We start from the raw sequence: 25,704 nt of genomic DNA on the forward strand, positions 1-25,704 counted from the left end.
TTTGCGCAAATAGTAAGTTTTGCCGTGCGTTGTGGGGAGCTTATCTTTAGCGCCTAACACCAATGCCTGCTATGAAGTATTCCCTGCTACTCGCTCTGCTAGTCCTGGTCGCCTGCGCCGGTTGCAAATCGTCCAAGCCTGCGGCCACACCGGCTAAATGGATCTCCTTATTCAACGGAAAAGACATCGACGACTGGTTTGTCAAGATCCAGCACCACGAAGTGGGGGTCAATTTCGGCAATACCTTCCGGGTAGAAGACAGTATGATCCGGGTGAAATATGATCAGTATGGTGAATTCAATGACCAGTTTGGCCACCTGTATTATAAAGTTCCTTTCTCCTATTATCATTTGAAACTCGAGTACCGCTTTGTAGGCGAATTGCAGAAGGGCGCGCCTTCCTACACCTTGCGCAACAGTGGAGTGATGTACCATTCACAGGATCCCCGCACCATGCCGAAGGAGCAGGACTGGCCTATTTCGATCGAAATGCAGTTTCTTGGTGGCCTGGGCGACGGAAAGCCCCGCACCACGGGTAATATGTGTTCGCCCGGTACGCATATCGTGTACCAGGGCAAACTGGATACCCGGCATTGTATCAATTCTACGTCGAAAACATATGATGGCGACCAGTGGGTATCTGCCGAGCTCATCGTGCTGGGCGATTCGCTGATCACGCACATCATCAATGGCGATACGGTGATGCAATATTCAAAACCGCAGATCGGAGGCGATGTCGCCAACCGCTATGACCCGGCCATCAAGCAGGATGGTAAGATCCTCAATAAAGGATTTATCGCTTTGCAAAGTGAAGGGCAGCCCGTCGATTTCCGGCGGATCCGTTTGCTGGACCTGTCGCCGGGTAAGCGGTAATCTTCCTGTAACAAAGCTTTTAAACGAGACCGTCTCCCTACTGTGAGACGGTCTTTTTTATTGGGTCGTACTGTGATCAACGTTTCCTGATTTTATAGGGAATACGTACGTGGACGCCAGTCATGCAGAGGGTGGAACGAGCTGTATTATTTAAATAAACTTTCAGAATATTTTGAAAGTTTGGTATCTGCTACTATCTTTGTGGGGTCATCAGCTCTTATTCGTCCATCACTAAACGCAGCCCTTATGAATATGCTGGCGTACATCATTTACCTGCTCATTACTTACCTGATCACGGTACGGGTTGGCTGGAATTTTTACCGCAATGGCCGTGTGTTTATATTGACCTTGTTGCGTGGCGACCAGTTATTGACGGACTTTATCAATCGAATCCTGCTGACGGGGTATTACCTGATGAACCTGGGCTATGCTGCCCTCATGTTGCGTACCTGGGATACGATCGGGACCTGGCAGGCGTTGCTGGCCAGTATTGTGGTCATGACCGGTCGCATCCTACTCACCTTGTCGGTGATGCATTTCTGCAATATGGGGGTAATCTACTGGATTGCCCAGAAACAATTTCGTGCTACGAAACCAAATCTGTAATTATATGAACCCTTCTTATCACTTTACTGCGTACCTGATCTATTTACCCGTAGTCATTGTCCTTACCTGGTATGTTGCCCACATCCTTTTCAGGAATAGTAAAGTCTTTATGCTGGACATATTCAATGGCAAAGCGGAGATAGCGTTGGCGACCAATCGCTTGTTCGAGACAGGATTTTACCTGCTGAACCTGGGCTTTGCATTTTGGGTGATGGAGATCGTGCAGGCGGTAGATGCACCCCGTACGATGCTGGAGATACTGAGCACCAAGATTGGCGGTTATTGTATCTATTTAGGCATCAGCTTGTTCTTCAACCTTTATCTCTTCTTCCGGGGCCGCAGGGTGTCGAAAGAGAAGGCACGGCTGGCACAGGCAGGCGTCACCGTACCGAATGCATAACCCTCATCCGAAACAGGCCCGGATGCCCGCCGGGCCTGTTTTTGCTGCCTGATCGCAGCAGTCTTGATGCAGATCAAAAAAGCGCCCATAAAGGCTTGTTTTAACTACCGGGGCCGAATCTGCGATAATAGATCTGCTTTACTTTCGTTTGTCTATAAACGGGGCAACTGCCGATTGTCCATCAGCGATGCTTCGTTTTCCATTAAACCTATGAAAAAATATTACCTGTATATTGGCGCCCGCCAATACGGGCCATTCAGTCTTGCCGAACTGAAAAGTAAGCACCTGCATCACCATACTCCGGTATGGCGGGAAGGGCTCAACGGTTGGGTCAAGGCGGGCCAGGTCGAAGAGTTACAAGCGATATTACCCGCCATTCCAGTTCCTCCGGCGCTGGTCGAAGCCGAAGAACAGGTGGCCACTCCCCTCGCCGATGCCCGGCACTCGCACCTTAAAACCCGGTTCTTCAATAAGGTGTTCTTTGTTGTCTGTTTGCTGGTGGCTATGCTGCTGATCATTTTTGGCTTGCTCGTCAACCGGTAAACGCGGGAAAATCGTCTTCCAGCAGGCAATTATTGTCTATTATGTGTTGGTTAAGAGCTTGTTATTCATGGTTCAATGCTGCCATGTTTCAAAATAGTTATGAATATTCGCGGAAGGTTTCTATCTTGCGACCAAATCGACTTTACGTCGAATATCCTATCTAATCCCCCGAATCCACTCTCCTCCGGCAAACCGACTATCTCAACCACAAAACAGTCGTACTATGCTAAAACTCTACCCAAGGGTACGGAGGTCTGCTATCCTCCTGCTATGCTCTGCTATTTCTCTTCCCGCATTTTCAGCCACTTTTGTCGTTACGAATACCAATGGCAGTGGTCCAGGTTCGCTGGCCGAGGCCGTGGCCAACGCCAATGCCAACACGGCTGATGCGGATGTGATCGAATTCAACCTGCCCGGTGCGGCACCTTTTACCATCAACCTGTCGGCTCCCCTGGTGATCACCGGGCCGGTGTCTATCCTGGGTTATACCCAGCCTGGCGCGGCTGCTGGCACCATTGCCGCCCGTACGATCGCTGTCAACATCAATGCGGGTGCTGTGACCGGTAATGCTTTTACCGTTCAGGCCAATGATGTAACGATCTCCGGTCTGGCCATTTATGGTGCTCCTGGTTATGGTATCCAGGCGCCTGCTGCTTTCGCTGTCAGCAACCTGTTTGTATGGGGTAACTATATCGGTACCGACAACAACGGTACAACCCCTTTCTCCAACGTAAACGGTAACATCGATGTAAACGTAGGCGGCGGTGCCGTTTCTTCCAACATCGTGATCGGCGTAAACGGCGATAATACCAACGACGCCAACGAAGGCAACCTGATCGTGGGTACCAGCAGTGGTTCCGGCTCAACCGGAGACGGTATCGCGCTGTGGTATTGCAACAACTCGACTATCGCCGGTAATATCATCGGTCTCAATAAAAATGGCAACGGCACCAATATGGGCAATGTGCGTGATGGCATCCTGCTGACCGTAGACTGTTCCAATATAACCATCGGAACGGATGGTGACGGTGTATCGGATGCACTCGAAGGAAACATCATCGGCCGCAATGGCCGTTATGGCATCCAGGTGGCAGGCAGGTCTTTTGCCAACATCATCATGGGCAATACCATTGGTCTCGATCAAACGGGCGCTGTGGCTCCCAATGCTTATGGTATCGAACTGTTAAATGCCTATTCTAATCGCATCGGTACCAATTCAGATGGTATCAGTGACCTGCTCGAAAGAAATATCATCAGTGGTAATACCAACGATGGCATCCATTTCTCCAGCTATTCTTTCTTTGGATTTGATGCCAATACCAGCAACAACGTCGTCAGAGGTAATATAATAGGTACCAATGCCGCTGGGGCTGCCGGTTTAGGCAATCTTAGAAATGGTATCACCCTGCATGCGTCACAATCGGGGTTCTTTGTGAACGACAACCTGATTGGTACCAATCACGACGGTGTGCTCGATGCCAATGAAGCCAATGTGATCGCTTACAACGGTCTGCATGGTATCCGTGTGGTGAATCCCATTACGGGCGCGGGATCTACCGGCAACAAATTTGCGGGTAACCGTATTTACAACAATGCCCAGTTGGGTATCGATCTGCAATATGATGGCGGCCCTATGGAGCCATACAGCGTAAACATCAACGACCAGGATGATGTGGATGCAGGCGCCAACAACCTGCTGAATGCGCCCGTACTGACCACAGTACAAGTAGATGGCAGCGACCTATTGGTGACTGGCTTTACCCGTCCGGGTTCGATCGTGGAGTTTTATGTAGCTGATGCAGGTCCGCACCCCGCTCCCCTGCCCGGCGGTTTCTCTAAAGATTTCGGTCAGGGTATGACTTACCTGTTCCGTGCACAGGAAGGCACCACGCTCAATGGTATTGCCGATGATGACAATACCACCGGTTCGTACGACGAAACGATCGAAGGTGCTGGTTCTGGCGGCAGCCGTACTGAAAACAGGTTTACCTTCCGCATTCCCCTGAGCTCCCTGGCTGGCTTTTCTCCTTCCGCAGGCACGCGTATCACATCGCTGGCGTATGAAACAGCTACCGGCGCCGGCAATACATCCGAGTTTGGTGGTGTATTCGCGCTGATCAACCTGCCGGTTCATTTCGACGCCTTTTTTGGTCGTTTGCAGGATGGTAAGGCCTACCTGAGCTGGACTACATCGGCTGAAGAGAACAATAGTCATTTCGACATCGAGCGCAGCAACGATGGCGCAGCGTATACCAAGATCGGTAAGGTAGCGCCCAAGTTCGGTGTGATCAATCAGTATGAATTTACCGATGCGGCTCCTGCTCCCGGTGTGAACTACTACCGCATCCGCCAGATTGATCTCGATGGTCGTCCTACGCTGAGTAAGGTAGTAACCCTCCGCAGTGAACTGGGTCAGTTTACGGCCAAGGTAGGTCCCAATCCGTTTGCAGGTAGCATCAATGTATTCTACGAACTGAAAAGAGCTGAATCGCTGACCGTTCGCCTGTATGACCAGGGCGGTCGTGTGATCAAGCAATACAATGTGCGTGGTGGTGTAGGTGTTAACACCTATGTGATCGGTGATCTGCAATCTTTACCCAAAGGTCAGTACACCATTGAACTGGCGGGCGATAGCTTCAGGCATCGTCAGCAACTGATCAAACAATAAGTTTAGTTACCAATTAACACCAAAAGCCCCTGGTTTACCGGGGGCTTTTGTATTTTAGTGTAATAACCCCCTCATTGCCGTTATGAAAAGTATTTACAAGATTGTTTGGCTCGCGGCTATCGTCGCCTCTTCGTCCGGTTGTGCTTCGATCGTCAGCAAGAGCAACTGGCCCGTCACCATTCACTCCGATCCTTCGGGTGCGAACATTAACATTATCAACCGAAAGGGCGTTGAAGTGTATTCGGGACGTACACCGGCTACCATGAAATTGAAATCTGGTTCGGGATTTTTCGCGAAAGAGTCCTATACGGTCTCCTTCAAGATGGATGGCTTTCAGGACAAGAAAGTAACCCTGGAATGCAAGTTGAACGGCTGGTATATTGGTAACGTGGTGTTTGGCGGCTTGCTCGGTTTCCTGATCATCGATCCTGCTACCGGTGCCATGTACAAGCTGGAGAATGATTTTGTGGAAGCGCGGATGGATAGAACGGACAATGCTACAACCATGGCGCCTGCTGGTGAGCATTCGTTGAAGATCTTAAGTAAGGATGATTTGCCCGCCGAATGGGCGAAGCACCTGGTGAAACTGTAAATCGCTACAGGGTAAGTCGACAGACATACCCTTTATTTTTTCGTTAGGGGGTCAAGTCGTTTCAAGAGTTCGAGGCAGGCCCTGCCATTGTGGTAAGGGCATTTCCAGAGGCCGGCCTTGTCTTCCCACGACATATCTGTTTTGTCGGCTCCGGACGCCTCTGTCAGTACGCCCCATTTCCATTCACCCAGTTCCTGGTCGAGGATATGTTCGCGAATAAAGCTCCAGCTGTTGAGGCTGTGCTGTAGAAAATGTTGATCGTCTGACAATTGCCAGGCGTGGAAGAATCCTACCATGGCTTCGGCCTGGGGCCACCAATGTTTTTCCTTCACCCAGATATTGCTGGCGCCATCGTGCTCGTACCACATACCACCGTCTACATCGAGGCCTCTCACGGCCGCGTAGGCCATTTGGATCGTTGCTTTTTTCACCCGGATGATCAGTTCGGGATCTTGGAGTATCGGGGTGCTTTCGGCCAATAACCAGGAAGCCGCGATATCATGACCAAATGATACCACGGTACTATCGGGGCGCCATTGTTCATTGAAATGCTGCACCTGGTGCCAGGTGCCTGGATGTATGATATGGTTGAGGAAGTTATTGACGAGGCGGATGATCTGCCGGCGCAGGTTTTCGTCGGGCCATAAGCGAAACAGGCTGCTATACGCTTCCAGTACGTGTAGTTGCGTATGCATGGCTTTTTGATCTCCTCCGCCTGTGGCCGTGGTTTCCGGGTTCCGGAGGGGATTCCATTGGCTGTCGAAAGCCTGCCGGTATCCCTCGTTCTCTTTATCGTAGCCATGTCTTTCCAGCAGGGTATACAGTTCGATGGCCCGGTCGATCACGGTATCGCGACGGGTGGCTTTGTAGTATTCGCAGAAGGCATACAGCGTGAAGGCTTGTGCCAGGATTTTTTTATCGGTATCGAACGGGTGACCGGCATGGTCGAGGGTCCAATACACACCACCCATTTGGTCATCGACAAAATGGGTCACGATGTATTCATAAGCCCTCGTAGCGAGGGCCAGGTGTTCGTGCTGGTGGGTATGGTTGAAAGCGGCGGAGAACGTCCACAATATGCGACTGTTGAGCACAACGCCTTTGGGTGCAAGGATATCAACCGTATTGTGGTGGTCGATGCTTCCATAGAAGCCACCATATTGTTCATCGACGGCATGCCTGCTCCACCAGGAAAGGATGGCGTTGAACTCTTGTTCGATCTGGGTACGGAATTGCTGTAATTGTTCTATTACAGGCTCATCCTGCATAACAGGGGTTGTCATAGGCTAAATATACTCACCGGGTAATGAAACTGCATCAGTACAAATACGGTGTTGCCCCCTCCGACGCCAAAATTTGATTTACATCAGTTAAAATAAGTATTTAGATTTTTCCCGTTTATTTGTTGTGTATTGATGCTCAATGTTTGGGGTTAGGAACGCCATTGGTATGTGGTTCGTTTTCCCAATTTGGTACATCCTGCTGCTGTTCCAGATAGGATTGATTACCATCAATGATCTGTATGACGGTTTCTGTTGATGTGGCCGACCGCAGGCCGTCGGGCGGGGTATGCATCACATAATCGGTGAGCTGGGCAATGGTGGAAGTGGCCACATGCAGGCGCGTATCGGAGGAGGCGTAATAGATATATACTTTTCCGTCATCGTCGGCGATCCATCCATTGCAAAACAGTACGTTGGATACATCTCCTACTCTTTCATCGGCCTCCGGTGCCATAAAATAGCCACCCGGTTTATGGGTAACCTGGGTAATGTCTTCCAGGCTCGTCATAAAGAGATACAATACATAACGCAATCCTGCGGCTGTGTTTCTTACGCCATGGGCCATGTGCAACCAGCCATGTGGCGTTTTGAGGGGCTCGGGGCCCAGTCCGTTCTTGGCTTCATACACGGTATGGTAGGCCTTTTTGTCGATCACGATCTCTTCTTTGATCTCCGCCTGCACAATGGAAGGGCTAAGGCCAAATCCGATGCCGCCACCGGTGCCGGCGTTGATGAAGCCGTCTTGCGGCCTGGTATAGAAAGCGTACTGTCCTTGTACGAACTCCGGGTGCAATACTACATTGCGTTGCTGGGGCGATGGGGTTTTCAGGTCGGGCAGGCGCTCCCAGTGTAACAGGTCTTTCGTGCGGGCGATGCCGCACTGGGCGATGGCGGCCGACTGGTCGGCTTCCGGTGCGGCGGGATCTCTGCGTTCGGCACAAAACAGGCCATAGACCCAGCCGTCTTCGTGTAGTACTACCCGCATATCATACACATTGGTATCGGGTGTCGTTGTTTCGGGCATATTGATGGGATAGTCCCAGAAACGAAAATTATCGATGCCATTGTCACTTTCGGCTACTGCAAAAAAAGATTTCCGGTCGAGCCCTTCCACCCGCGCAATGACGAGGTATTTGCCCTGCCATTTGATGGCCCCGGCATTGAATACGGAGTTGATGCCAAACCTTTCCATCAGGTAGGGATTGGTCGCTGCATTGAGGTCGTACCGCCAGAAGATGGGTGTATGCTGATGGGTAAGGACGGGATTTTTATAACGGAGGTAAACGCCATTGCTGGTGCCGGCGGCTTCGTTGGGCTGCCGGATCAACTGCTCGTATCCGCTTTCCAGTTGCACTAATCGTTGCTGAAATCCTTTATGCATTTTTTGTAGTTTGAATATGAAGGGGACTGGGCTAATCCTCCAGTTTATTCCACCAGGTCCTTTTAAGTATGAATAGGATGACCAGTAAAATCGAGACGGTGATCAATAAGGGTAATTTGAGCCAGAGCACGATGTACATGGGCAACAGCGTGAGACAACATTGGGCGATGATGCCGAGCGCTACATTGAACATGTCGAGCCTGAATCGTTTGTTGGGCACGAAGGAGGGGTCTTCGGCGGCGACCTGCTCGTGTACGGGCTGCCAGAATCCCCAGGGCTTTACGGTACGATAGAACGTTTTCAGCAGTGCCATATCGGTGGCTGGTGCGGTGTAGGTGCCGATGATACAGCCTGCCAGGCTGATGACGAACAACCAGGGCCAGTAGTACAGATCTAGACCGTCTACGATCCGCGGGAAAATGAGTGCGGCCGCAATGCCACTCGTCATGCCCCAGAAGAAGCCGTGGGCATTGAAGCGCCACCAGAACCACTTGAGCATATTGGCGGCGATATAGCCGCCGTAGAGGCCACCTACCAGCCAGTTGAGCATGCTGTTGACGCTCTTGGTAAAAAAGCCCAGCACGATGCCGATCACGACCACGACAATGCCGGCGGTATAGTTCATCAGGATGATCTTTTTGTTGCTCGCCTGTGGATTGACGTACTTGAGGTAGATATCGTTGACGATATAGGCCTGGGCTGCGTTGAGGGTGCCGGAAAAGGTGCCCATGAAGGCGCCCAGCAATCCGGTAAGAACCAGTCCGAGGATACCGGCAGGCAGGAAGGCATTGATGGTGGCGGGCAGTACTTTTTCGAAATCGGTGCCCTTGGAAGTATCGCCGAGATCGAGCTGCTGGTAATACAGGAGGGCCAGCACGGTCAGCCCGATCACCATGGCATACCGGATGGGGAGTAATATGATGGATACGAAGCCGCTCATTTTCGATGCTTCTTTGGGAGAGCGGGTCGACAGGATCTTCTGCATGTCGTAGCTGGGGGGCGGGCCGGCCAGGCTGGCGAGTACGCCTTTGAACAGCATCATCATGAAGAAGATGCCGAAGAGGCCATAGCCGTCATCGCTGATCTTTTTGCCGGCATCGGGAATGATGCGGCTCCAGTCGAGGTTGAGTTGCCAGCCAAAGAAGGGATTTTCCCAACCTGCGGGCACGTTCAAGGTGTTGCCGCGCAGGTGGATCATGGCAATGATGGCGATGGAAATGCAGGCCACGGTCATTACGCAATATTTGATCACATCACCAAGTACGATGCTGTGCATGCCGCCCAGGATGGAATAGAACATGGCGAAGGCGGTGAAAATGATGCCGTAAAAGTGTGGTACGAATTCTTTGGATACGGCGAAGGGAATATAGTCCTGCACGAGGTGCCAGGGCAGGAAGATCTCGATGAACTTACCCAGGCCGATGAAGCCGTAGGCCAGGAACCCGAAGCAGCTGAGCAGGGCGAATGCCACGACGATGTTGTGCGATCCTTTTACGCCTTTACCGCTGATCCCAAAGCGGGTCGCGAGCCATTCGGCACCGGTGGTGGCATTGGACCGGCGCAGCCATTTGGATAAGAACATCATCATAAAGACCTGGTTGAAGACGGGCCATAGCCAGGGTATCCATACGCTCTTCATGCCATACACGAAACAGAGGGCGACCATCCACATGGTGCCGCTGATGTCGAACATGTCGGAGGCGTCGCTGAGGCCGAGCATGTACCAGGGCAGTTTTTTACCGCCCATCAGGTAATTCTCTTTATTGGTACGGGCTTTTTTGCGCAGCACCCAGCCAATGATCACCATGGTGGTGAGGTAGGCAACGATGATGCTGATGTCGAGCAGGGTCAATTTCATAAGGTGGTGTACTTTTTGGGGGATTAAAATACACCCTTTTTAGGAGCATCGCGAACGAAGGCAACTAACCATAACGGGAATAGACGAAGTTTCCAGGAGATTGCCGGGGCGTTCATACAGCTACAATGTTTGTCCAAAAGTATTTCCGGCCCTACTGTGCTACAAGTACTATTTTAACTTTTTCCGGTATTTTTTAGGAAGGCAATCGTATGCACAGATGATCACCCTGTAGTAAACTGCCTGATTGTAAACGGCTATCCGGAATGAGAAAGGGAGGATGGACGCTGATACTTTATTACCGTTCTTTCCCTACATTTGAAAAGATTCCTGCATCAATTTTTCTGCTGCCTATGAGTAAGGTTACCAAAACGGATATTCTACGCGAGATTACGCCGCTCACGCAAAGCGATTGCTTTACGTTGTTCAGCCGTGTCAAATCGGAGTTCGATTTTCCCCTGCACACACACGAAGAGTACGAACTTAACTTCATCCAACATGCGAAGAACGCACAACGGGTGATCGGCGATCATATGGAAGAGATCGACGACATCGAGCTCGTGCTGGTGGGGCCCAACCTGCAGCATGCGTGGTTTACCCACCGGAGTAAGGGTAAGGAGATCCGGGAGATCACGATCCAGTTTCACAAAGACCTGTTTGATGAGCGGCTGTTGCGGCGCAATCAATTGAGTTTTATCCGCACCATGTTTGAACGATCGGTGCGCGGTATCCTGTTCTCGAAAGAAACGGCGTTGCGGGTAGCGCCACGTATCATCGATATGAACAACAAGCATGGTTTCGATTCGGTGCTGGAGCTGATGTCGATCCTGCATGACCTGTCGACGTCGCGCAACATGCGCACGCTTTCGGATGCTTCTTTCAATACGGCTGAACCTTTTAGTTATAATAGTCGCCGGGTGGAAAAAACCTTCGAATACATGAAGCTGAATTTCGATCGCCCGATCGGATTGGCAGAGGTGGCCAAACTGGCCAATATGTCGGAAGTGGCTTTCAGCCGGTTCTTCAAACAACGGACGGGCAATACCTTTATCGATAGCCTCACCGAGATCCGGCTGGGGCATGCCACCCGCCTCTTGATCGATACCACCCAATCGGTGGCGGAGATCGCTTACCATTGCGGCTTCAACAATATGTCGAACTTCAATCGCATTTTCCGCAAGAAGAAGAACTGCACACCACGTGAGTTCCGGGAGAGTTTCTCGGGCCGGCGGATCTTTATTTAAAAGGCATCCAGGCAAAGAGGCAACCAGGCACCGAGGCAACCAGGCCTCGAGGCATCGAGGGGTCCCTTCAGCAGGCATCAAGGTGTTTTATGAACTGGTGCTGAAACACACACCGGCCCTCCGGGCGGGCCAGTAACCCCTGCCCCATGGCTAGCCCCTATATACCCCTCGGCTACCCCTGGGATGGCTGGCTCTATAATAGCTCTATAAGTCCTCTATAAGTGCTCTATAACTCCTCTATATGTCGGAGAAGCCCCTACAACAAAGATCCCCGCGCCAATTGCGCAGGGATCGTTTACCTATTGGGTGGTTCGTCCTTCTTTCTGGTGATGTTTCGAGGTTCTATCGTGTGTATCAGAGTTCGAATGTCAATTGATCGTCGCGGTTCTCCACGGGTATCTGGCGTACAAAATTGTCATAATCTCCGTCGTCATCGTGGTTGCTGGCAACGCCGTAGGCATCCAGGCTATAGCCCACCGTACCATCTTTCGCTTCAATCACGTACAATATGGAAGAATCGTCGGGATTGGATTCTCCTTCAAAGCGGAATGTCCTGATGATCTTGAGGTCATCAGGTTGATAATGCTTGCCCCTGCCGATGGTAAATCCTTCCGGTGTTAAGCGGAACTCATTGTCTTTCTTTTGCTGGCGAAGTTTCTCCAACACCTGCACGAGCGTCGTCATACGTTCTGATGTTGACATGGCTGTTTTTGTAGGATGTTTTCAAAACACATGCCATCAGCCACCAGCCGCCGATGACCTGCTACAAGGCAGTAAATAGCGCCGAAGTGCTGGTAAATTGCCTGTTATTGTACCAGGAAATCCCCGGATTGGGGCCTGTTTAGGGTGTAATCGACTTGTCGTAGGTCAAATGGAAGTTGATGAGCGCTTGATGGGAAACAAGTAAGTACAGAATATTTGGCAATCAGCAATCTGTGCAGGAAATTGTTCTCGTACTTACGATATGTTCTTGTAACGTTGTTTTTAGCCGTACCCTATTCCTATCCTTCCTTTACGTTGAATACGAACCCAACCCCGTACACATTCGAGATGCTGATGTAATCAGATTTGTTAAGGTGTTTTCTCAATCGGGAGATAAAGACGTCCAGGCTACGGCCCAGGAAATAGTCATTTTCTCCCCAGAGCCGGGTCAGTATTTCTTCCCGCTTTAAAATCCTGTTTTCGTTGTTGAAAAGGAACTCCAGTAGTTCAGACTCCCTGGGCGTGAGCATGATGGCCGCATGGCTACCAATCACCAGCTTCAGGGAGTCTTTATTGAATTGTACATCGCCCCGCTCGATCAACGAGCGTTGGGTGGAGGGCTCTGTCACGGCAGGGTTGCCCGCATGGCGCTTGATGATGTTGCGGATACGCAATACCAGTTCATCGATATCGAATGGCTTCGTGATGTAATCGTCGGCGCCGATCTTGAGGCCGTGTAATTTATCAGCGCGCTCATTGCGGGCCGTGAGGAAGAGGAATGGCGTTTGCGGATTGATTTGTATGATCTTCTCTGCCAGCTGAAAGCCGTCCATACCCGGCAGCGAAATATCGATGAGCAGGATATCGTATTTCCGGGCATTGGCCTGGAACAATGTCAATGCGGCTTTACCGTCCTGGCTCCAGTCGACGGTGAAGTCCATGATCTCCAGGTATTGTTTGACGACATTACCCAGGTCTATCTCGTCTTCTATCAGCAGTATACTCGATTTCATAGTTCTGTTGATTGGTTTTCCACCGGCAGGGTGATCGTGAATACACTGCCTGCTCCTTCCTTGCTGATTACCTCTATCTTCCAGTGATGGGCGTCGATGGCTTGTTTTGCGTAAAACAGGCCCAGGCCCAATCCTTTGGCTTCTCCCTGTAGCGTGGGCACCCCCCGGTAAAATTTTTCGAACAGGTTCAATTGGGTCTCTGTATTCATGCCCACGCCATTGTCGGCGATGCGGAGCAGCAACTGTTTTTTATCGTTGGCCGTACTGACCGTTATCGCTTTGTGCTCCTGGTGGTTGTACTTGATGGCATTGTCGAGTATGTTCTGCACCACCGTCGTGAACCAGAAAGTGTCGATCTGTGCCATGTCGCGGGTTGCTTCTTTTTCGAGTGTCAATTGTACCGGGGCTCCGCCGAGATTGATCCGGTAGTCGAGTAAGATCTCCTCGAGCAGGTGGTGGACCGATTGTGTTTCTTTCTTCAGCACGATCACATTCATGCTGGTGATGTCGAGCACCTGGCCGAACAGCGTTTTGAGTCGGTCCGATTGACGGGCAATAACTTCCGTCAGGGGCTGCACCGTGTCGCGGGTCACATTCACCTTTTCATTTTGCAAGGTCTTGTTGGCAACGATGATGGCCGCCAGTGGTGTATGAAACTCGTGGGTGATGCTGTTGATGAAATCGGATTTCATCTCGGATAGTTTTTTCTGCCTGATCCAGTTGCGTAAGGTTACGAAGAACAACAACACGACCACAAGTATGGAGAATATACTCAGCGCAAAAGTGGGCATCATACGTTGCAGGATGTCCATCTGTCGGTTGCGGCTATCTACATAAAAGCTATACGCGATGCGGTAGTTGCGATCATTGACCCCGCCTACCGATACGGTAACGATCTTGTTGTTCTCATTCACCTGGTCGAGGTCACCACCTAACCAGAGGCCGCCGGCATGTTGCAGCGAATCGGCGATGCCTGGATAGTGCTTCTCCTTGGTGTAAATGCTTTTGTATTGGCGCTGACCAAAACTCACTTCCAATACGTCGATCGCCAATCCATACGTGAGTGCTGTGCGGATGTTGTACTTTTTACGGATGTCTTCCAGGATACTGTCGACGTTCTCTGCCTGGCGGAGCACCCGCACCGTGCTATCGAGTATGCGTTGTGTGTGCCAGCTGAAACTATCGGGGCTCTGCTGGTACCAACGTTCCATGTTGACGAGGTTGCGGTACATCGCGGTATCGATGATCCTGGCACCGCCCGGAAAGATGAGGTCGCTTTGTACGCTGATGCTGTACTCTTTCTTGATCAGGTCTTTCTCTTGCAGATAATACTGTTTGTTCTTGAGCTCGTAGGTGTTGTACACCAGGAAGAACTGCACTGCCGAAAGGATCAGGAAGCTCACGATGGCGATGGTCTTATGTACGGTGATGGTGTACTTCATGCAGCCTGTTGGTTTCAAAATGCGAAGGGTTAAAGATAGGCGCAATCCCGCTGTTATGCCGCCTCATTTAATTTCTGTTAACAATTCGTTTGAACTCCATTGACAAGCCTGGGATGAATTCTCTGTTAATTTTAGCCAATCCCCTACTGCTGTCAGGCCTTTCTAATGGAGGTGCTGGTAATTGGACTATCCGTGTGCCGAAGGCGGGGAAGCCTTACTCCTGTCCCGATTTTCTGACCATCTATAAAATATTGCCGCACTATGCAGCTATCGATCCTGACCCGCCGTACCTGGGCTTTATTGTTTGTTTTTATCGTACCCATTCAGTTGGTTTTGTCGCAATCCATCGCCCACCCGCCTGCCGGTCCATCGAAAATGGACTGGTGGCGCAAGGCGAGACTGGGCATGTTCATTCACTGGGGTGTGTATGCCGTTCCGGCTGGTGAATACCAGGGCAAACCCGTGGATGGATTGGGTGAATGGATCATGCACGACGTGAGCATACCTCGTTCGGTATATGCCGGCTATGCACAGCAATTCAACCCGGTAAAATACAATGCCGATGCGTGGGTCACGATGGCGAAGGAAGCCGGTATGAAGTACATCGTGGTGACGACCAAGCACCACGACGGTTTTGCCCTGTTCGATTCAAAAGCAAGCGACTGGACAGCCGTAAAAGCTACTCCCTATGGCAAAGACCTGCTGAAGCCACTGGTAGAGGCCTGCCGGAAGCAAGGGATGAAACTGGGCTTTTATTATTCGCAGGCCAATGACTGGTACAATCCGGGTGGTGCCGCTGCCCGTGGTCACTGGGACAAGACCCAGGCAGGCAATGGCATGGATGAGTATATCGACAAGGTAGCGATCCCGCAGATGAAGGAGTTATTGACGCAGTATGGTGATGTGGTGGAGCTGTGGTGGGATGTGCCGACCGATATGAACAAGGAGCGTGCAGACAAGTTGCATGCGTTGCTGGCTTTACAACCAGGCATCATCACCAACGACCGCTTGGGTGGAGGTTACAAAGGGGATATCACTACGCCCGAACAGTATATTCCGGCCACCGGTATTGCCGGTCGCGATTGGGAAACCTGCATGACGATGAATGATACCTGGGGTTTCAAAACGAAAGACAACAACTGGAAATCATCTGCTACCCTCATCCGCAACCTGGTCGACATTGCTTCCAAAGGCGGTAACTACCTCCTGAATGTAGGCCCTACGGCGGAAGGCGAATTCCCCGCTCCCATCATCGAGCGGCTGGCGGCCATCGGCCGGTGGACGAAGGTAAACGGTGAATCGGTCTATGGCACTACTGCCAGTCCGTTCAAGATATTACCCTGGGGCCGTGCCACCAAACGGGTGGAAGGTGCTGCCACTTCTCTGTACCTGCATGTATTCAATTGGCCCACCAACGGTCAGTTGACAGTGCCGGGGCTCAAAGCGAAGGTGCAGTCGGTTCGGCTGCTGGCGGGGGGCGCCAAACTCACCGCTGCTGCTACGGCGGAGGGACTGCAAATACAAGTGCCCCTGCTGGCGCCAGACGAGGTGGCTTCGGTGATCGAGGTGAAGATACAGGGCGCGATGACCATCGAGCCCTATTCGGTGAAGCAAGAAGCTGACGGTCGTGTGGTATTGGGCGCCGAGACGGCGGATATCCACAACCAGCCCGGTGAATCGAGTGCCATGACGGAAGGAAACTGGGATAACCGGAATATCGGCTATTGGACCAGTGCTGCTTCGTGGGTATCCTGGAAGGTGGAGTTTGCAAAAGCAGGTACCTACACCCTTAAAGCGGTGGCGGGTACGCCTGCCGAAGCCAGCGCCTTCAACGTGCAGATCGGCAACCAGACGATTGACGCTACCGTGCGCAGTACAGGCGACTACAACCAGTATAACGAAGTGGTATTAGGAACAGTGACGATCGACAAGCCTGGCCTGCATACAGTTACGTTGAAGCCCGACCCCGCAGGCTGGAAAGCTATGAACCTGCGACAGATCAGTTTGCAATAGTTATTTCTCTATACACCAAAACTCAAGACTGCTTATGAACACGTATCATTACGTATTCAAAAGGATCAAACCCATCCTTTTGTTTTGTCTGCTGCTGGGGACCATCCACGATGCGCAGGCCCAATCGAGCGAGATCGTCGTGAAAGGAACGGTTCGTTCCGATACGGCCGCCCTCGAAGGCGTTACGATCTCTTTGAAATCGAATCCATCGCTGGCTACCTTTTCCGATGCGAAAGGCAACTACACTATCAAAGTGCCTTCCAACGGTACCCTCGTCTTTTCCTTCATAGGATTTGGAACGCAGGAGATCGAGGTGAAGGGTGAGCCGGTGGTCAATGTGGTCATGAAGGGCAGTGATAAAACCATGGAGGAGGTAGCGGTAGTGGCTTATGGTACCCAGAAAAAGAAGAGCATGGTCAGCGCCGTGACCACCATCAATCCCAAAGAACTGAAAGGGCCTACCAGCAACCTGACGACCATGTTGGCCGGTAAGATCTCGGGTATCATCGCTTATCAACGCAGTGGTGAGCCGGGGCAGGATAATGCCAGCTTCTTCATTCGTGGTGTTACCACGTTTGGGTCGGGCAAGGTCGATCCGTTGATCCTGATCGACAATATGGAGTCGACACCCAACGACCTGGCACGCCTGCAACCTGACGATATTGCCGGTTTTTCGGTATTGAAGGATGCTACGGCCGCTTCCTTATACGGGGCACGTGGCGCCAATGGAGTGATCCTAGTTACCACCAAAGTGGGTGTGGAAGGTAGGACGAAGTTCAGTGTACGCGCGGAAAATTCTACTTCCAGCAACACGAAGAACTTTCGCTTCGCCGATAATATCACGTACATGAAGTTGGCCAACGAAGCCCTGGTAACGCGTTATCCGTTGCGGGCGCCTTTGTACACGCAGGAGAAGATCGATCAGACCGCTGCCGGTGGCGATCCTTACCTGTATCCCAACAACGATTGGTTGAAGATGCTGATCAAGGACTATACGAATAACCAGCGTTACAATTTGAACATGAGTGGTGGAGGTAAGGTGGCGCAATACTATGTGTCGGGTACCTATAACGTAGACAATGGTGTACTGAAGGAGAATGGGCTGAATAATTTCAACAGCAATATTAAGTTGCGTAGTTACCAGATCCGTACGAACGTGACGATCAATGCTACATCCACTACAGTAGCGAATATCAAGGTCTCCGGTCAGTTTGACGATTACAATGGCCCTGTTGGCGGTGGTGGTAATATTTTTAACCAGGCATTGAAGAGCAACCCGGTGATGTTTGCGGCGGTTTACCCAACGGATTACCTGCCACGGTTGAACCATCCGTTGTTTGGCAGTGCGCTGGATGATAACGGCACCCGGTACAACAACCCGTATGCCAATATGGTATCGGGCTACCAGCAGTCGAATACATCGACCATGACTGCCCAGCTGGACCTGCGCCAGAACCTGAATTTCATCACCAGCGGCCTGTCGGCGCGTATGATGGCTTTCACCCAGCGCTACGGTTCGTTCAGCCTGATGCGTGCATATTCCCCGTTTTACTATACACTATCCTATGGTCCCGACGGGAAGTCGCCGATGCTGAGTCCGCTCAACACGAACGGGACGGAATATCTGAGCTATATTCCCGGTGCGAAGATCTTAAACACCACCAGTTACCTGGAGGCCGCGATCAACTACAACCGCAGCTTCGGCGATCATGATGTGTCGGGAATGCTGATCACTACGATGCGCAACTACCTGACGGCGAATTCTGTCCTCAATGACCTGCAGCAGTCGCTGCCTTACCGGAACCAGGGCCTTTCGGGCCGTTTTACTTATGGGTATGATGGCCGCTATATGGCGGAGTTCAACTTTGGCTACAATGGGTCCGAGCGTTTCTCTAAGAACAACCGGCTCGGTTTCTTCCCTTCTGGTGGTCTTGCGTGGAACATGCACAACGAAAATTTCTTCGATGGCTTGTCCAAAAAGATCTCCGTACTTAAACTGCGTGGCACATATGGATTGGTGGGTAATGACCAGATTGGTCGCGCGGAAGACCGTTTCTTTTACCTGTCGAGCATGAATATGGACAACCCCGACCGGGCCGCCACGTTTGGTGAGAACTTCGGTACAACCATGAATGGGGTTGGCGTTACGCGGTATGCCAACAGTTCCATCACCTGGGAAAAAGCGTACAAGCTGAACGTCGGTATGGACATACAGACCACATTTGGGTTGAACTTCACGATGGATGTGTACCGCGAGCTCCGCAAGAACATCCTGATGACACGCGCTTACATACCCAGTTCGATGGGCCTGCTGGCGAATATCCAGGCGAACGTTGGTGAGGCAGAAGGCCGTGGCGTGGACCTGCAAATGGATTACAACAAATCATTCCAGAACGGCATGTGGCTGCAATTGCGAGGCAACTTCACGTATGCGCACAGCAAGATGCTGGTGAATGAAGAACCCCTCTATGCTACGCCCTGGAGCAGCAAAGTGGGCTATCCGCTGTCGCAACGCTGGGGCTTGATTGCTGAGCGCCTGTTTGTGGATGACGAAGAAGTGAAGAACTCCCCTACCCAACAGTTTGGTGAAGTGCGCGGCGGTGATATCAAGTACCTCGACCTCGACGGCAACAACGTGATCGATGGCAATGGCGACCAGGTACCCATCGGCTATCCCGAAACACCGGAGATCGTATATGGTGGCGGCTTTTCCTTTGGTTACAAGCAGTTTGACATCAGTGCTTTTGTACAGGGGTCAGCACGTTCGTCCATATTCGTCAACAATGAAATGATACAGCCTTTCAAACGTGATGCGGATGGTTTTGGCTTTGAAAGCGGTTTGCTGAAAGTGATCGCCGATGATCACTGGTCCGAGCGTAACCGGAATATCTATGCTTTCTGGCCCCGTTTGAGTGATGAGACCATTCAAAACAACCAATGGACATCTACCTGGTGGATGCGCAACGGGGCCTTTGTACGCCTGAAGTCCGTTGAACTGGGATATACGCTCCCCGGCAGACTGCTGAAGCGTTTCGGGCTGGCGAATGCCCGGCTCTATGCCAATGGCAATAACCTATTCGTGATCAGCGGATTCAAGTTGTGGGACCCTGAGATGGGCAGCAATGGACTGGCCTATCCCCTGCAACGTGTGTACAACGTAGGCGTGAACCTTAGTTTTTAACCTTTTATTTCTACGGAATGCGATTTAAACATTCATTCAATTATACCTTGCTGGCCACCTTACTGGCCGGCCTCATGGGGCTCTCTTCCTGTGAGAAGTTCATCGATGTGGTGCCCGATAACGTAGCCACGATCGACAATGCTTTCAGTATCCGGACGGAGGCTGAAAAATATCTTTTCACTTGTTATTCCTGGTTACCGAGTGAAGGCAATTACAACAACAACCCGGCATACGGTGCGGGCGACGAAACCTGGCAGGACGTCAGTTTCAGTACCATCAGCCAGGAGCCGTTGCGTGTGGCGATGGGGCAACAGAATGCCACCATGCCTTATTTTGCTTACTGGAGCTCTATGTACCAGGGCATCCGTGACTGTAATATCTTCCTCGACAATGTGGACAAGGTGGTAGACCTGGAGCCTTATATGTTGCGGCGTTGGAAAGGGGAAGTGCTGTTTTTGAAGGCGTATTATCACTGGTACCTGATGCGGATGTATGGAGCGATCCATATCATCGACAAGAACCTGCCTACAGATGCGACGACTGATCAGGTAAAGCTGACCAGGGCGCCACTGGATTCAGTGGCAAATTATATTGTTCACCTGCTGGACTCTTCAGCCAGGCTGTTGCCCGCTACCATTCAGGCCCGTACTACGGAACTCGGGCGTGTCACTGCGCCCATAGCGCTATCGATGAAAGCCCGTGTGCTGGTGACGGCGGCCAGTCCGTTGTTCAATGGCAACGCAGATTATACCGGTGTGAAGAACGCAGACGGTACAGCATTGTTCAATACCACTTTCGACAAACAGAAATGGGTGCGTGCAGCGACTGCCTGTAAAGAAGCCATCGAGGCCTGCCATGCTGCCGGTATAACGTTGTATAAGTTCGATGACCCGATCGCTAACCTCTCGGAGTCGATGAAAGTAGAAATGAGTATCCGGAATGCGGTGTGTGAAAAGTGGAATGAGGAACTCATCTGGGGTTCTTCGAATAGCCGCATGGACAATTACATGCAACGGCTGGCTTGTCCGAAACTGGACCCGGCCCGCCTGGGCAACCAGGATCCGCTGGGGCAACTGGCGCCTACGATGAAGATCGCTGAGCAGTTCTACTCCCGGAATGGTGTACCTATTGACGAAGATAAAACTTACGATTATACCAACCGGTATGCTTTGCGTACGGTAGTGCCTGAAGAAGGCGAAAAAATGCAGGTGGGTTATCAGACAGCCACTTTGCATTTTGATCGGGAGCCACGTTTCTATGCTGACATTGCTTTCGACGGTTCCAAATGGTACATGCAGAACGGTACGTGGAATGTAAATGCCCGCTGGGGTATGAACCAGTCGCAGAAGAATGTGTTCGGTTACTCCGTAACCGGCTATTTCACCAAAAAGATCGTGAGCTGGAAGTATGTGATCAATGAGGGACAAAGCTCCTCTACCGAAGAATATCCATTCCCCTTGTTCCGCCTGGCCGATCTCTACCTGTTGTATGCAGAGGCTTTGAATGAAGCAGAGGGACCGGGTAATGCTGATATCCTTACCTATGTAAACCGGGTGCGGGAAAGAGCTGGCCTGAAGTCGGTGGAACAATCCTGGAGCCAGTTTTCGAAGAGCCCGTCGAAGTACACCACGCAGGATGGGCTGCGCGCGATCATACAGCGTGAGCGCCTGATCGAGCTGAGCTTTGAGGCCAGCCGTTTTTGGGACCTGCGTCGCTGGAAGCGTGCGATCGAAGAGCAGAACAAGACGGTCAGTGGCTGGGATATCGCGCAGGCGGCACCGGCCGCCTACTACCGGTTGAAACCGCTGTGGTCGCAAACCTTCCAGGTAAGGGATTACCTGTGGCCGATCTCGAACAATGACATCCTGGTGAATCCGAAATTGGTGCAGAACCCAGGCTGGTAAACCGTTCTTTTGACCTTAACTACAAATCATGAAACTAAGTCATCTTATATATGTTGGTTCGCTGCTGTTGACAGTAGCGGCCTGTAAAAAAGAAGAGCATACTTCGCTCTACGGGGCGGGTTCCGTACCTGCTTCATTGACCAGTACCTCGGTCAGGAATCTGCCAGGGGCCGCCGAGATCACTTATTCGTTGCCACACGACAACGCCATCCTATATGTAAAAGCGGAGTATGAGCGTCAACCTGGCAATAAGCAGGAAATGAAAGCATCGTACTATGCGAACAAGCTGGTGGTGGACGGCTTTGGTGATACACTGGAACATGCCATCAAACTGTATGTGGTCAATCGCAGTGAGCAGGTCTCTGAACCAGTGACGGTGACCGTTAAACCATTGACACCGCCGGTGACACTGGTATACAGAAGTTTGAAGATCGGCGAAGATTTTGGTGGTCTGCGTATCTCTTTTGAAAACGACGCAAAAGCAGATGTAGCCATTCATGTGCTGACACCCGATGAGAAAGGGGTGTTATCGCAGGCGCACGTTCAGTATACTACGCTGGAGGAAGGGTTATTCACCCTTCGTGGCTATGACAGTACGGCCCGCCGGTTTACCTTTTACGTAACGGACCGGTTTGGCAATCACTCGGATACCTTGTCGAATGTATACCGGCCTTTGTATGAGAAGCTGCTCGATAAGCTGAAATTCCGCAAGGTGCAGTTGGCTACGGATATTGCGGATGATTGGGGGCTACCCATGGAAAACCTGTGGAATGGCTCTTATGTCGGGTTCTGGGATATGTTCCATACACAAACCAAACCTTTCCCGCAATGGTTTACGTTCGATATGGGGCTTACCGTGAAGCTGAGCCGGATCACTATGTGGCAACGGCAGACGCCGGTCAATGACTGGGCGTACAATGCCAACAATCCCAAAGAGCTGGAGATATATGGTTCCAACAATCCTGATCCTGATGGCGGGTGGAACAACTGGACGAAGCTGGTGGAGCATAAAGTGGTAAAACCTTCGGGCCTGCCACTGGGGCAGCTGACGGCCGATGATATTGCTGCGGCAGCCCGGGGAGAAGAAATGACCATCCCGCTCGATAAGCAGGGGGTGCGTTACCTGCGTGTGAAGGTGATCCACACCTTTACGGATGCGGCCTGTAATATTGCGGAAGTGTCGATCTGGGGGCAGCCGTAGGAAGGCAACGAGGCAATCCCGACATGCGTCGGGACATGGAGGCGATAACCATTACTAATCATTCAACTCATTTAACATGAAAGTTTTTTCATCTATACAACGAGCCAGGCGATGGACTATCGGGGCGGTAGCGCTGCTGGTGGCAGCACTGGTATGGGGCTCCTGTGCGAAGCAGGACGACTGGAAAGCCTACCTGCCGGATCAGCCCAAGGTGTATCCGGGCAAGGCCACGGAGATCAGCTTTTTACCGGGCCGTAACCGCGCGATGTTGCGCTGGCTGCTGGTATCGGATCCTACCATTACCCGGGCGAAGGTGTATTGGAACAATGGCCACGATTCTGCCGCGTTGGATATCACGCGCAAGCAGGGCGTGGATACCGTCAGCCTGCTCATCGATCAACTGCAGGAAGCGAGTTATACGTTTACCATTCATACGTACGACAAGGAAGGCAATAGAAGCGTACCCGCCTTCAGTACCGGGCCTGTACTGGGTCCTCGCTATGAGAGCACGCTGCTCAACCGGGCCGTGCTGAATGTGAGCTACCTGAGCGATGCCAAATTGGTGGTGGTGAATTGGGGCAAGGCCGATACCGTCAATACGGGTACAAAGATCTGGTATACCGATCTGGGTGGTGTGGAGCGCGTACTGCAGGTGGATTCGGGAACTTATGTCTCAACCTTTCCCTGGAAAGTGGGCACCAGGATCAATTATCAATCCTCGTACAAGCCCTACGCTTATGCGATCGATACCTTCACCGTACCCAACAAGGATTCCATCACTGTAAAGAACGTTCCGGTGGCTAAAAACAACTGGAGCGTTGTCCGGTTGCCGACAGATGTGGCGGGTGATGCCTGGGGTACCAACCTGGCCTGGCTATGGGATGGTAAAGCCGGCGATTACCCGGAGATCTATCATACGGATGGTGATGGGCTGCCGCATCATTTTACGATCGATCTGGGTGGGGTTTACAACCTGACACAGGTGGAAACGATTGGCCGGGATAACGCCAATCCGTTTCACAACGTCACCAAATACCAGGTGTGGGGTGTGGCCGACCTGGCCAATGCCATCACTACCCTGCCGGGCAACGATCCGGGTTGGGAAGCCGAGGCGACAGCCAAGGGATGGACGCTGTTACAAACGGTAACGCATCCCACTACCGGCACCGCTCCTTACCGGGTGAGCCTGCAGGCAGGCATCCCTTCCGTGCGTTATATCCGTATCCGCGTGCTGCAGACGGTCGATCACAGTGAGGACAGCCATATGAGCGAGTTGACGTTTTGGTACAATCCCTAAAGTGTATGGGAGGCATCCGGATGCGTTGCGATGATTGCCATGTATGAAAAGTGCCTACATTTAAATCATAATCCAGCAATAATGAATCATTTCAGGTTTACCAGGCGTGCCCTGGTGTGTGCTAGTCTCTGTACATCTTTATTGATGCCCGCTGCTGCCGATGCGCAGGTAAAGAAGGCCGGGCAGGACCTTGTGGCTTTGCAACAGGGGTTTGTAGATCTTCGTTTCGGGATGTTCATCCACTTCAACATTCCTACGTTTATGGACCAGGACTGGGCCGATCCGGATGCCTCCCCGGCCCTTTTCAATCCCACCAAGCTCAACTGCGATCAGTGGGCCAAGGCGGCGAAGTCGGCCAATATGAGCTATGGCTGTCTGACTACCAAACACCATAGTGGTTTTGCTATCTGGGATACGAAGACGACGGATTACAACGTGATGAAAAGTCCGTTGAAGAAAGATGTGGTGCGCGAGTATGTCAATGCTTTCCGGGCCAATGGTCTGAAAGTGATGTTGTATTATTCGATCCTCGATACGCACCACAAACTGCGTCCGGGTCATATTACGCCGGAGCATATTGCGATGGTGAAGGCACAGCTGACCGAGTTGCTGACCAATTACGGTGAAATCCATTCGCTGATCATCGATGGCTGGGATGCTCCCTGGTCGCGTATCTCGTACGATGATATCCCTTTTGAGGAGATCTACAACCTGATCAAGTCGCTGCAGCCTAATTGCCTGGTGATGGACCTCAATGCGGCCAAGTACCCTGCAGAAGCGCTGTATTACACCGATATCAAGTCGTATGAGCAAGGGGCTGGTCAGCATATCGGCAAAGAAAGTAACCGCCTGCCGGCTTTGTCGTGCCTGCCGATCAACGATGCCTGGTTCTGGAAAAGTTCCTTCCCGACGTCTCCTGTAAAGGACGTGAACAAGCTGGTGAATGACAACATCGTTCCGATGAACAATGCCTATTGCAATTTCATCCTCAACGTGGCGCCCAACCGGGAAGGCCTGATCGATGACAATGCGCTGGCGGCACTGAAGCAGATCGGTTCGCAGTGGAAGAACAACGGCGCTACGGCGAAGTTGCCTGCTTTCGATGCGCCGATCATCTCTTCCAATATCGCGAAACACCAGCCTGCCAATGCCAGCTGGAGCGATGATATGTGGATCATGGACTTTGGCAACGACGATGATTTTGGTCGTTCCTGGATCTCCAATCCAACCGTCAAGCAGCCCTGGTATGAAGTGGTGCTGAAGAAAGAGGAAGGATTCAACATGATCGTGTTGGCGGAATCGCGCAGACCACGTATCTGGAAGTATCGTTTGGAGTATTTCGCGAATGGCGCCTGGAAGCCACTGTTGGCCGGCGAAAATAAAGGCCGCATCAAGATCCACCGCTTCGATCGCGTGTATGGTGAAAAGGTGCGTATCCTGATCGATGGCTTCACGGAGGCGCCGCAGATTGCCGAGTTTGGTGTATTCAACGAAAGAAGATAGTGCT

General features: G+C 51.6%; 19 protein-coding genes. 13 read left to right on the forward strand and 6 right to left on the reverse strand.

The window, feature by feature from the left end; all coding sequences use genetic code 11:
• The first annotated feature begins 71 nt into the window (after window positions 1-71).
• From P2W70_RS14235 to P2W70_RS14260, 6 genes are all read left to right on the forward strand, one after another.
• On the forward strand, window positions 72-872 hold the full coding sequence (locus tag P2W70_RS14235) for a 3-keto-disaccharide hydrolase (protein ID WP_276482148.1): 801 nt from the start codon (window positions 72-74) through the stop codon (window positions 870-872).
• A gap of 246 nt (window positions 873-1,118) precedes the next feature.
• Window positions 1,119-1,478, forward strand: a complete 360-nt coding sequence (locus tag P2W70_RS14240; RefSeq protein WP_276482149.1) for a hypothetical protein — start codon at window positions 1,119-1,121, stop codon at window positions 1,476-1,478.
• Between the two features lie 4 nt (window positions 1,479-1,482).
• Window positions 1,483-1,878 (forward strand): hypothetical protein, encoded by a 396-nt coding sequence (locus P2W70_RS14245; RefSeq protein ID WP_276482150.1) that lies wholly within the window; start codon window positions 1,483-1,485, stop codon window positions 1,876-1,878.
• Window positions 1,879-2,088: 210 nt separating this feature from the next.
• Complete coding sequence (locus P2W70_RS14250; RefSeq protein ID WP_276482151.1) at window positions 2,089-2,421, forward strand: DUF4339 domain-containing protein; 333 nt, start codon at window positions 2,089-2,091, stop codon at window positions 2,419-2,421.
• Window positions 2,422-2,644: 223 nt separating this feature from the next.
• Complete coding sequence (locus P2W70_RS14255; protein WP_276482152.1) at window positions 2,645-5,089, forward strand: T9SS type A sorting domain-containing protein; 2,445 nt, start codon at window positions 2,645-2,647, stop codon at window positions 5,087-5,089.
• Between the two features lie 82 nt (window positions 5,090-5,171).
• Window positions 5,172-5,681 carry a peptidase associated/transthyretin-like domain-containing protein gene (locus P2W70_RS14260; RefSeq protein WP_276482153.1) on the forward strand — a complete coding sequence of 170 codons (510 nt, stop codon included), beginning with the start codon at window positions 5,172-5,174 and terminating at the stop codon, window positions 5,679-5,681.
• Window positions 5,682-5,713: 32 nt separating this feature from the next.
• On the opposite strand, the gene P2W70_RS14265 is transcribed toward P2W70_RS14260, so the two are convergent.
• From P2W70_RS14265 to P2W70_RS14275, 3 genes are all read right to left on the reverse strand, one after another.
• Window positions 5,714-6,964: an AGE family epimerase/isomerase gene (locus tag P2W70_RS14265; protein ID WP_276482154.1), complete on the reverse strand. Its 1,251-nt coding sequence runs from the start codon at window positions 6,962-6,964 to the stop codon at window positions 5,714-5,716.
• Window positions 6,965-7,100: 136 nt separating this feature from the next.
• Window positions 7,101-8,345 carry a glycoside hydrolase family 130 protein gene (locus P2W70_RS14270; RefSeq protein ID WP_276482155.1) on the reverse strand — a complete coding sequence of 415 codons (1,245 nt, stop codon included), beginning with the start codon at window positions 8,343-8,345 and terminating at the stop codon, window positions 7,101-7,103.
• A 31-nt stretch (window positions 8,346-8,376) separates the two neighbouring features.
• Complete coding sequence (locus tag P2W70_RS14275; RefSeq protein ID WP_276482156.1) at window positions 8,377-10,203, reverse strand: sodium:solute symporter family protein; 1,827 nt, start codon at window positions 10,201-10,203, stop codon at window positions 8,377-8,379.
• A gap of 350 nt (window positions 10,204-10,553) precedes the next feature.
• On the opposite strand from P2W70_RS14275, the gene P2W70_RS14280 reads away from it, so the two are divergent.
• On the forward strand, window positions 10,554-11,444 hold the full coding sequence (locus P2W70_RS14280) for an AraC family transcriptional regulator (RefSeq protein ID WP_276482157.1): 891 nt from the start codon (window positions 10,554-10,556) through the stop codon (window positions 11,442-11,444).
• Between the two features lie 354 nt (window positions 11,445-11,798).
• On the opposite strand, the gene P2W70_RS14285 is transcribed toward P2W70_RS14280, so the two are convergent.
• The 3 genes from P2W70_RS14285 to P2W70_RS14295 all read right to left on the reverse strand — a co-directional run bounded on the left by P2W70_RS14285 (window position 11,799) and on the right by P2W70_RS14295 (window position 14,601).
• Window positions 11,799-12,146, reverse strand: a complete 348-nt coding sequence (locus P2W70_RS14285; RefSeq protein ID WP_276482158.1) for a hypothetical protein — start codon at window positions 12,144-12,146, stop codon at window positions 11,799-11,801.
• 299 nt (window positions 12,147-12,445) lie between these two features.
• On the reverse strand, window positions 12,446-13,159 hold the full coding sequence (locus tag P2W70_RS14290; protein WP_276482159.1) for a response regulator transcription factor: 714 nt from the start codon (window positions 13,157-13,159) through the stop codon (window positions 12,446-12,448).
• Window positions 13,156-14,601, reverse strand: coding sequence for a sensor histidine kinase (locus P2W70_RS14295; protein ID WP_276482160.1), 1,446 nt, complete (start codon window positions 14,599-14,601; stop codon window positions 13,156-13,158). Before P2W70_RS14295 ends, P2W70_RS14290 begins: the two co-directional genes overlap by 4 nt.
• 261 nt (window positions 14,602-14,862) lie before the next feature.
• Between P2W70_RS14295 and P2W70_RS14300 the strand changes: the two genes are divergently transcribed.
• The 6 genes from P2W70_RS14300 (at window position 14,863) to P2W70_RS14325 (ending at window position 25,700) form a co-directional block, all read left to right on the forward strand.
• A complete protein-coding gene (locus tag P2W70_RS14300; RefSeq protein WP_276482161.1) occupies window positions 14,863-16,614 on the forward strand; it encodes an alpha-L-fucosidase in 1,752 nt (583 codons plus the stop codon).
• Between the two features lie 34 nt (window positions 16,615-16,648).
• Window positions 16,649-19,795, forward strand: a complete 3,147-nt coding sequence (locus P2W70_RS14305) for a SusC/RagA family TonB-linked outer membrane protein (protein WP_276482162.1) — start codon at window positions 16,649-16,651, stop codon at window positions 19,793-19,795.
• A gap of 17 nt (window positions 19,796-19,812) precedes the next feature.
• Window positions 19,813-21,699, forward strand: coding sequence for a RagB/SusD family nutrient uptake outer membrane protein (locus tag P2W70_RS14310; RefSeq protein WP_276482163.1), 1,887 nt, complete (start codon window positions 19,813-19,815; stop codon window positions 21,697-21,699).
• A gap of 28 nt (window positions 21,700-21,727) precedes the next feature.
• Window positions 21,728-22,900: a DUF5000 domain-containing lipoprotein gene (locus P2W70_RS14315; protein WP_276482164.1), complete on the forward strand. Its 1,173-nt coding sequence runs from the start codon at window positions 21,728-21,730 to the stop codon at window positions 22,898-22,900.
• Window positions 22,901-22,976: 76 nt separating this feature from the next.
• Complete coding sequence (locus tag P2W70_RS14320) at window positions 22,977-24,197, forward strand: DUF4998 domain-containing protein (protein WP_276482165.1); 1,221 nt, start codon at window positions 22,977-22,979, stop codon at window positions 24,195-24,197.
• An 81-nt stretch (window positions 24,198-24,278) separates the two neighbouring features.
• Complete coding sequence (locus tag P2W70_RS14325; protein ID WP_276482167.1) at window positions 24,279-25,700, forward strand: alpha-L-fucosidase; 1,422 nt, start codon at window positions 24,279-24,281, stop codon at window positions 25,698-25,700.
• Window positions 25,701-25,704 lie beyond the last annotated feature (4 nt).

The sequence above is a fragment of the Paraflavitalea pollutisoli genome, from assembly GCF_029360705.1.
GTDB lineage: Bacteria > Bacteroidota > Bacteroidia > Chitinophagales > Chitinophagaceae > Paraflavitalea > Paraflavitalea pollutisoli.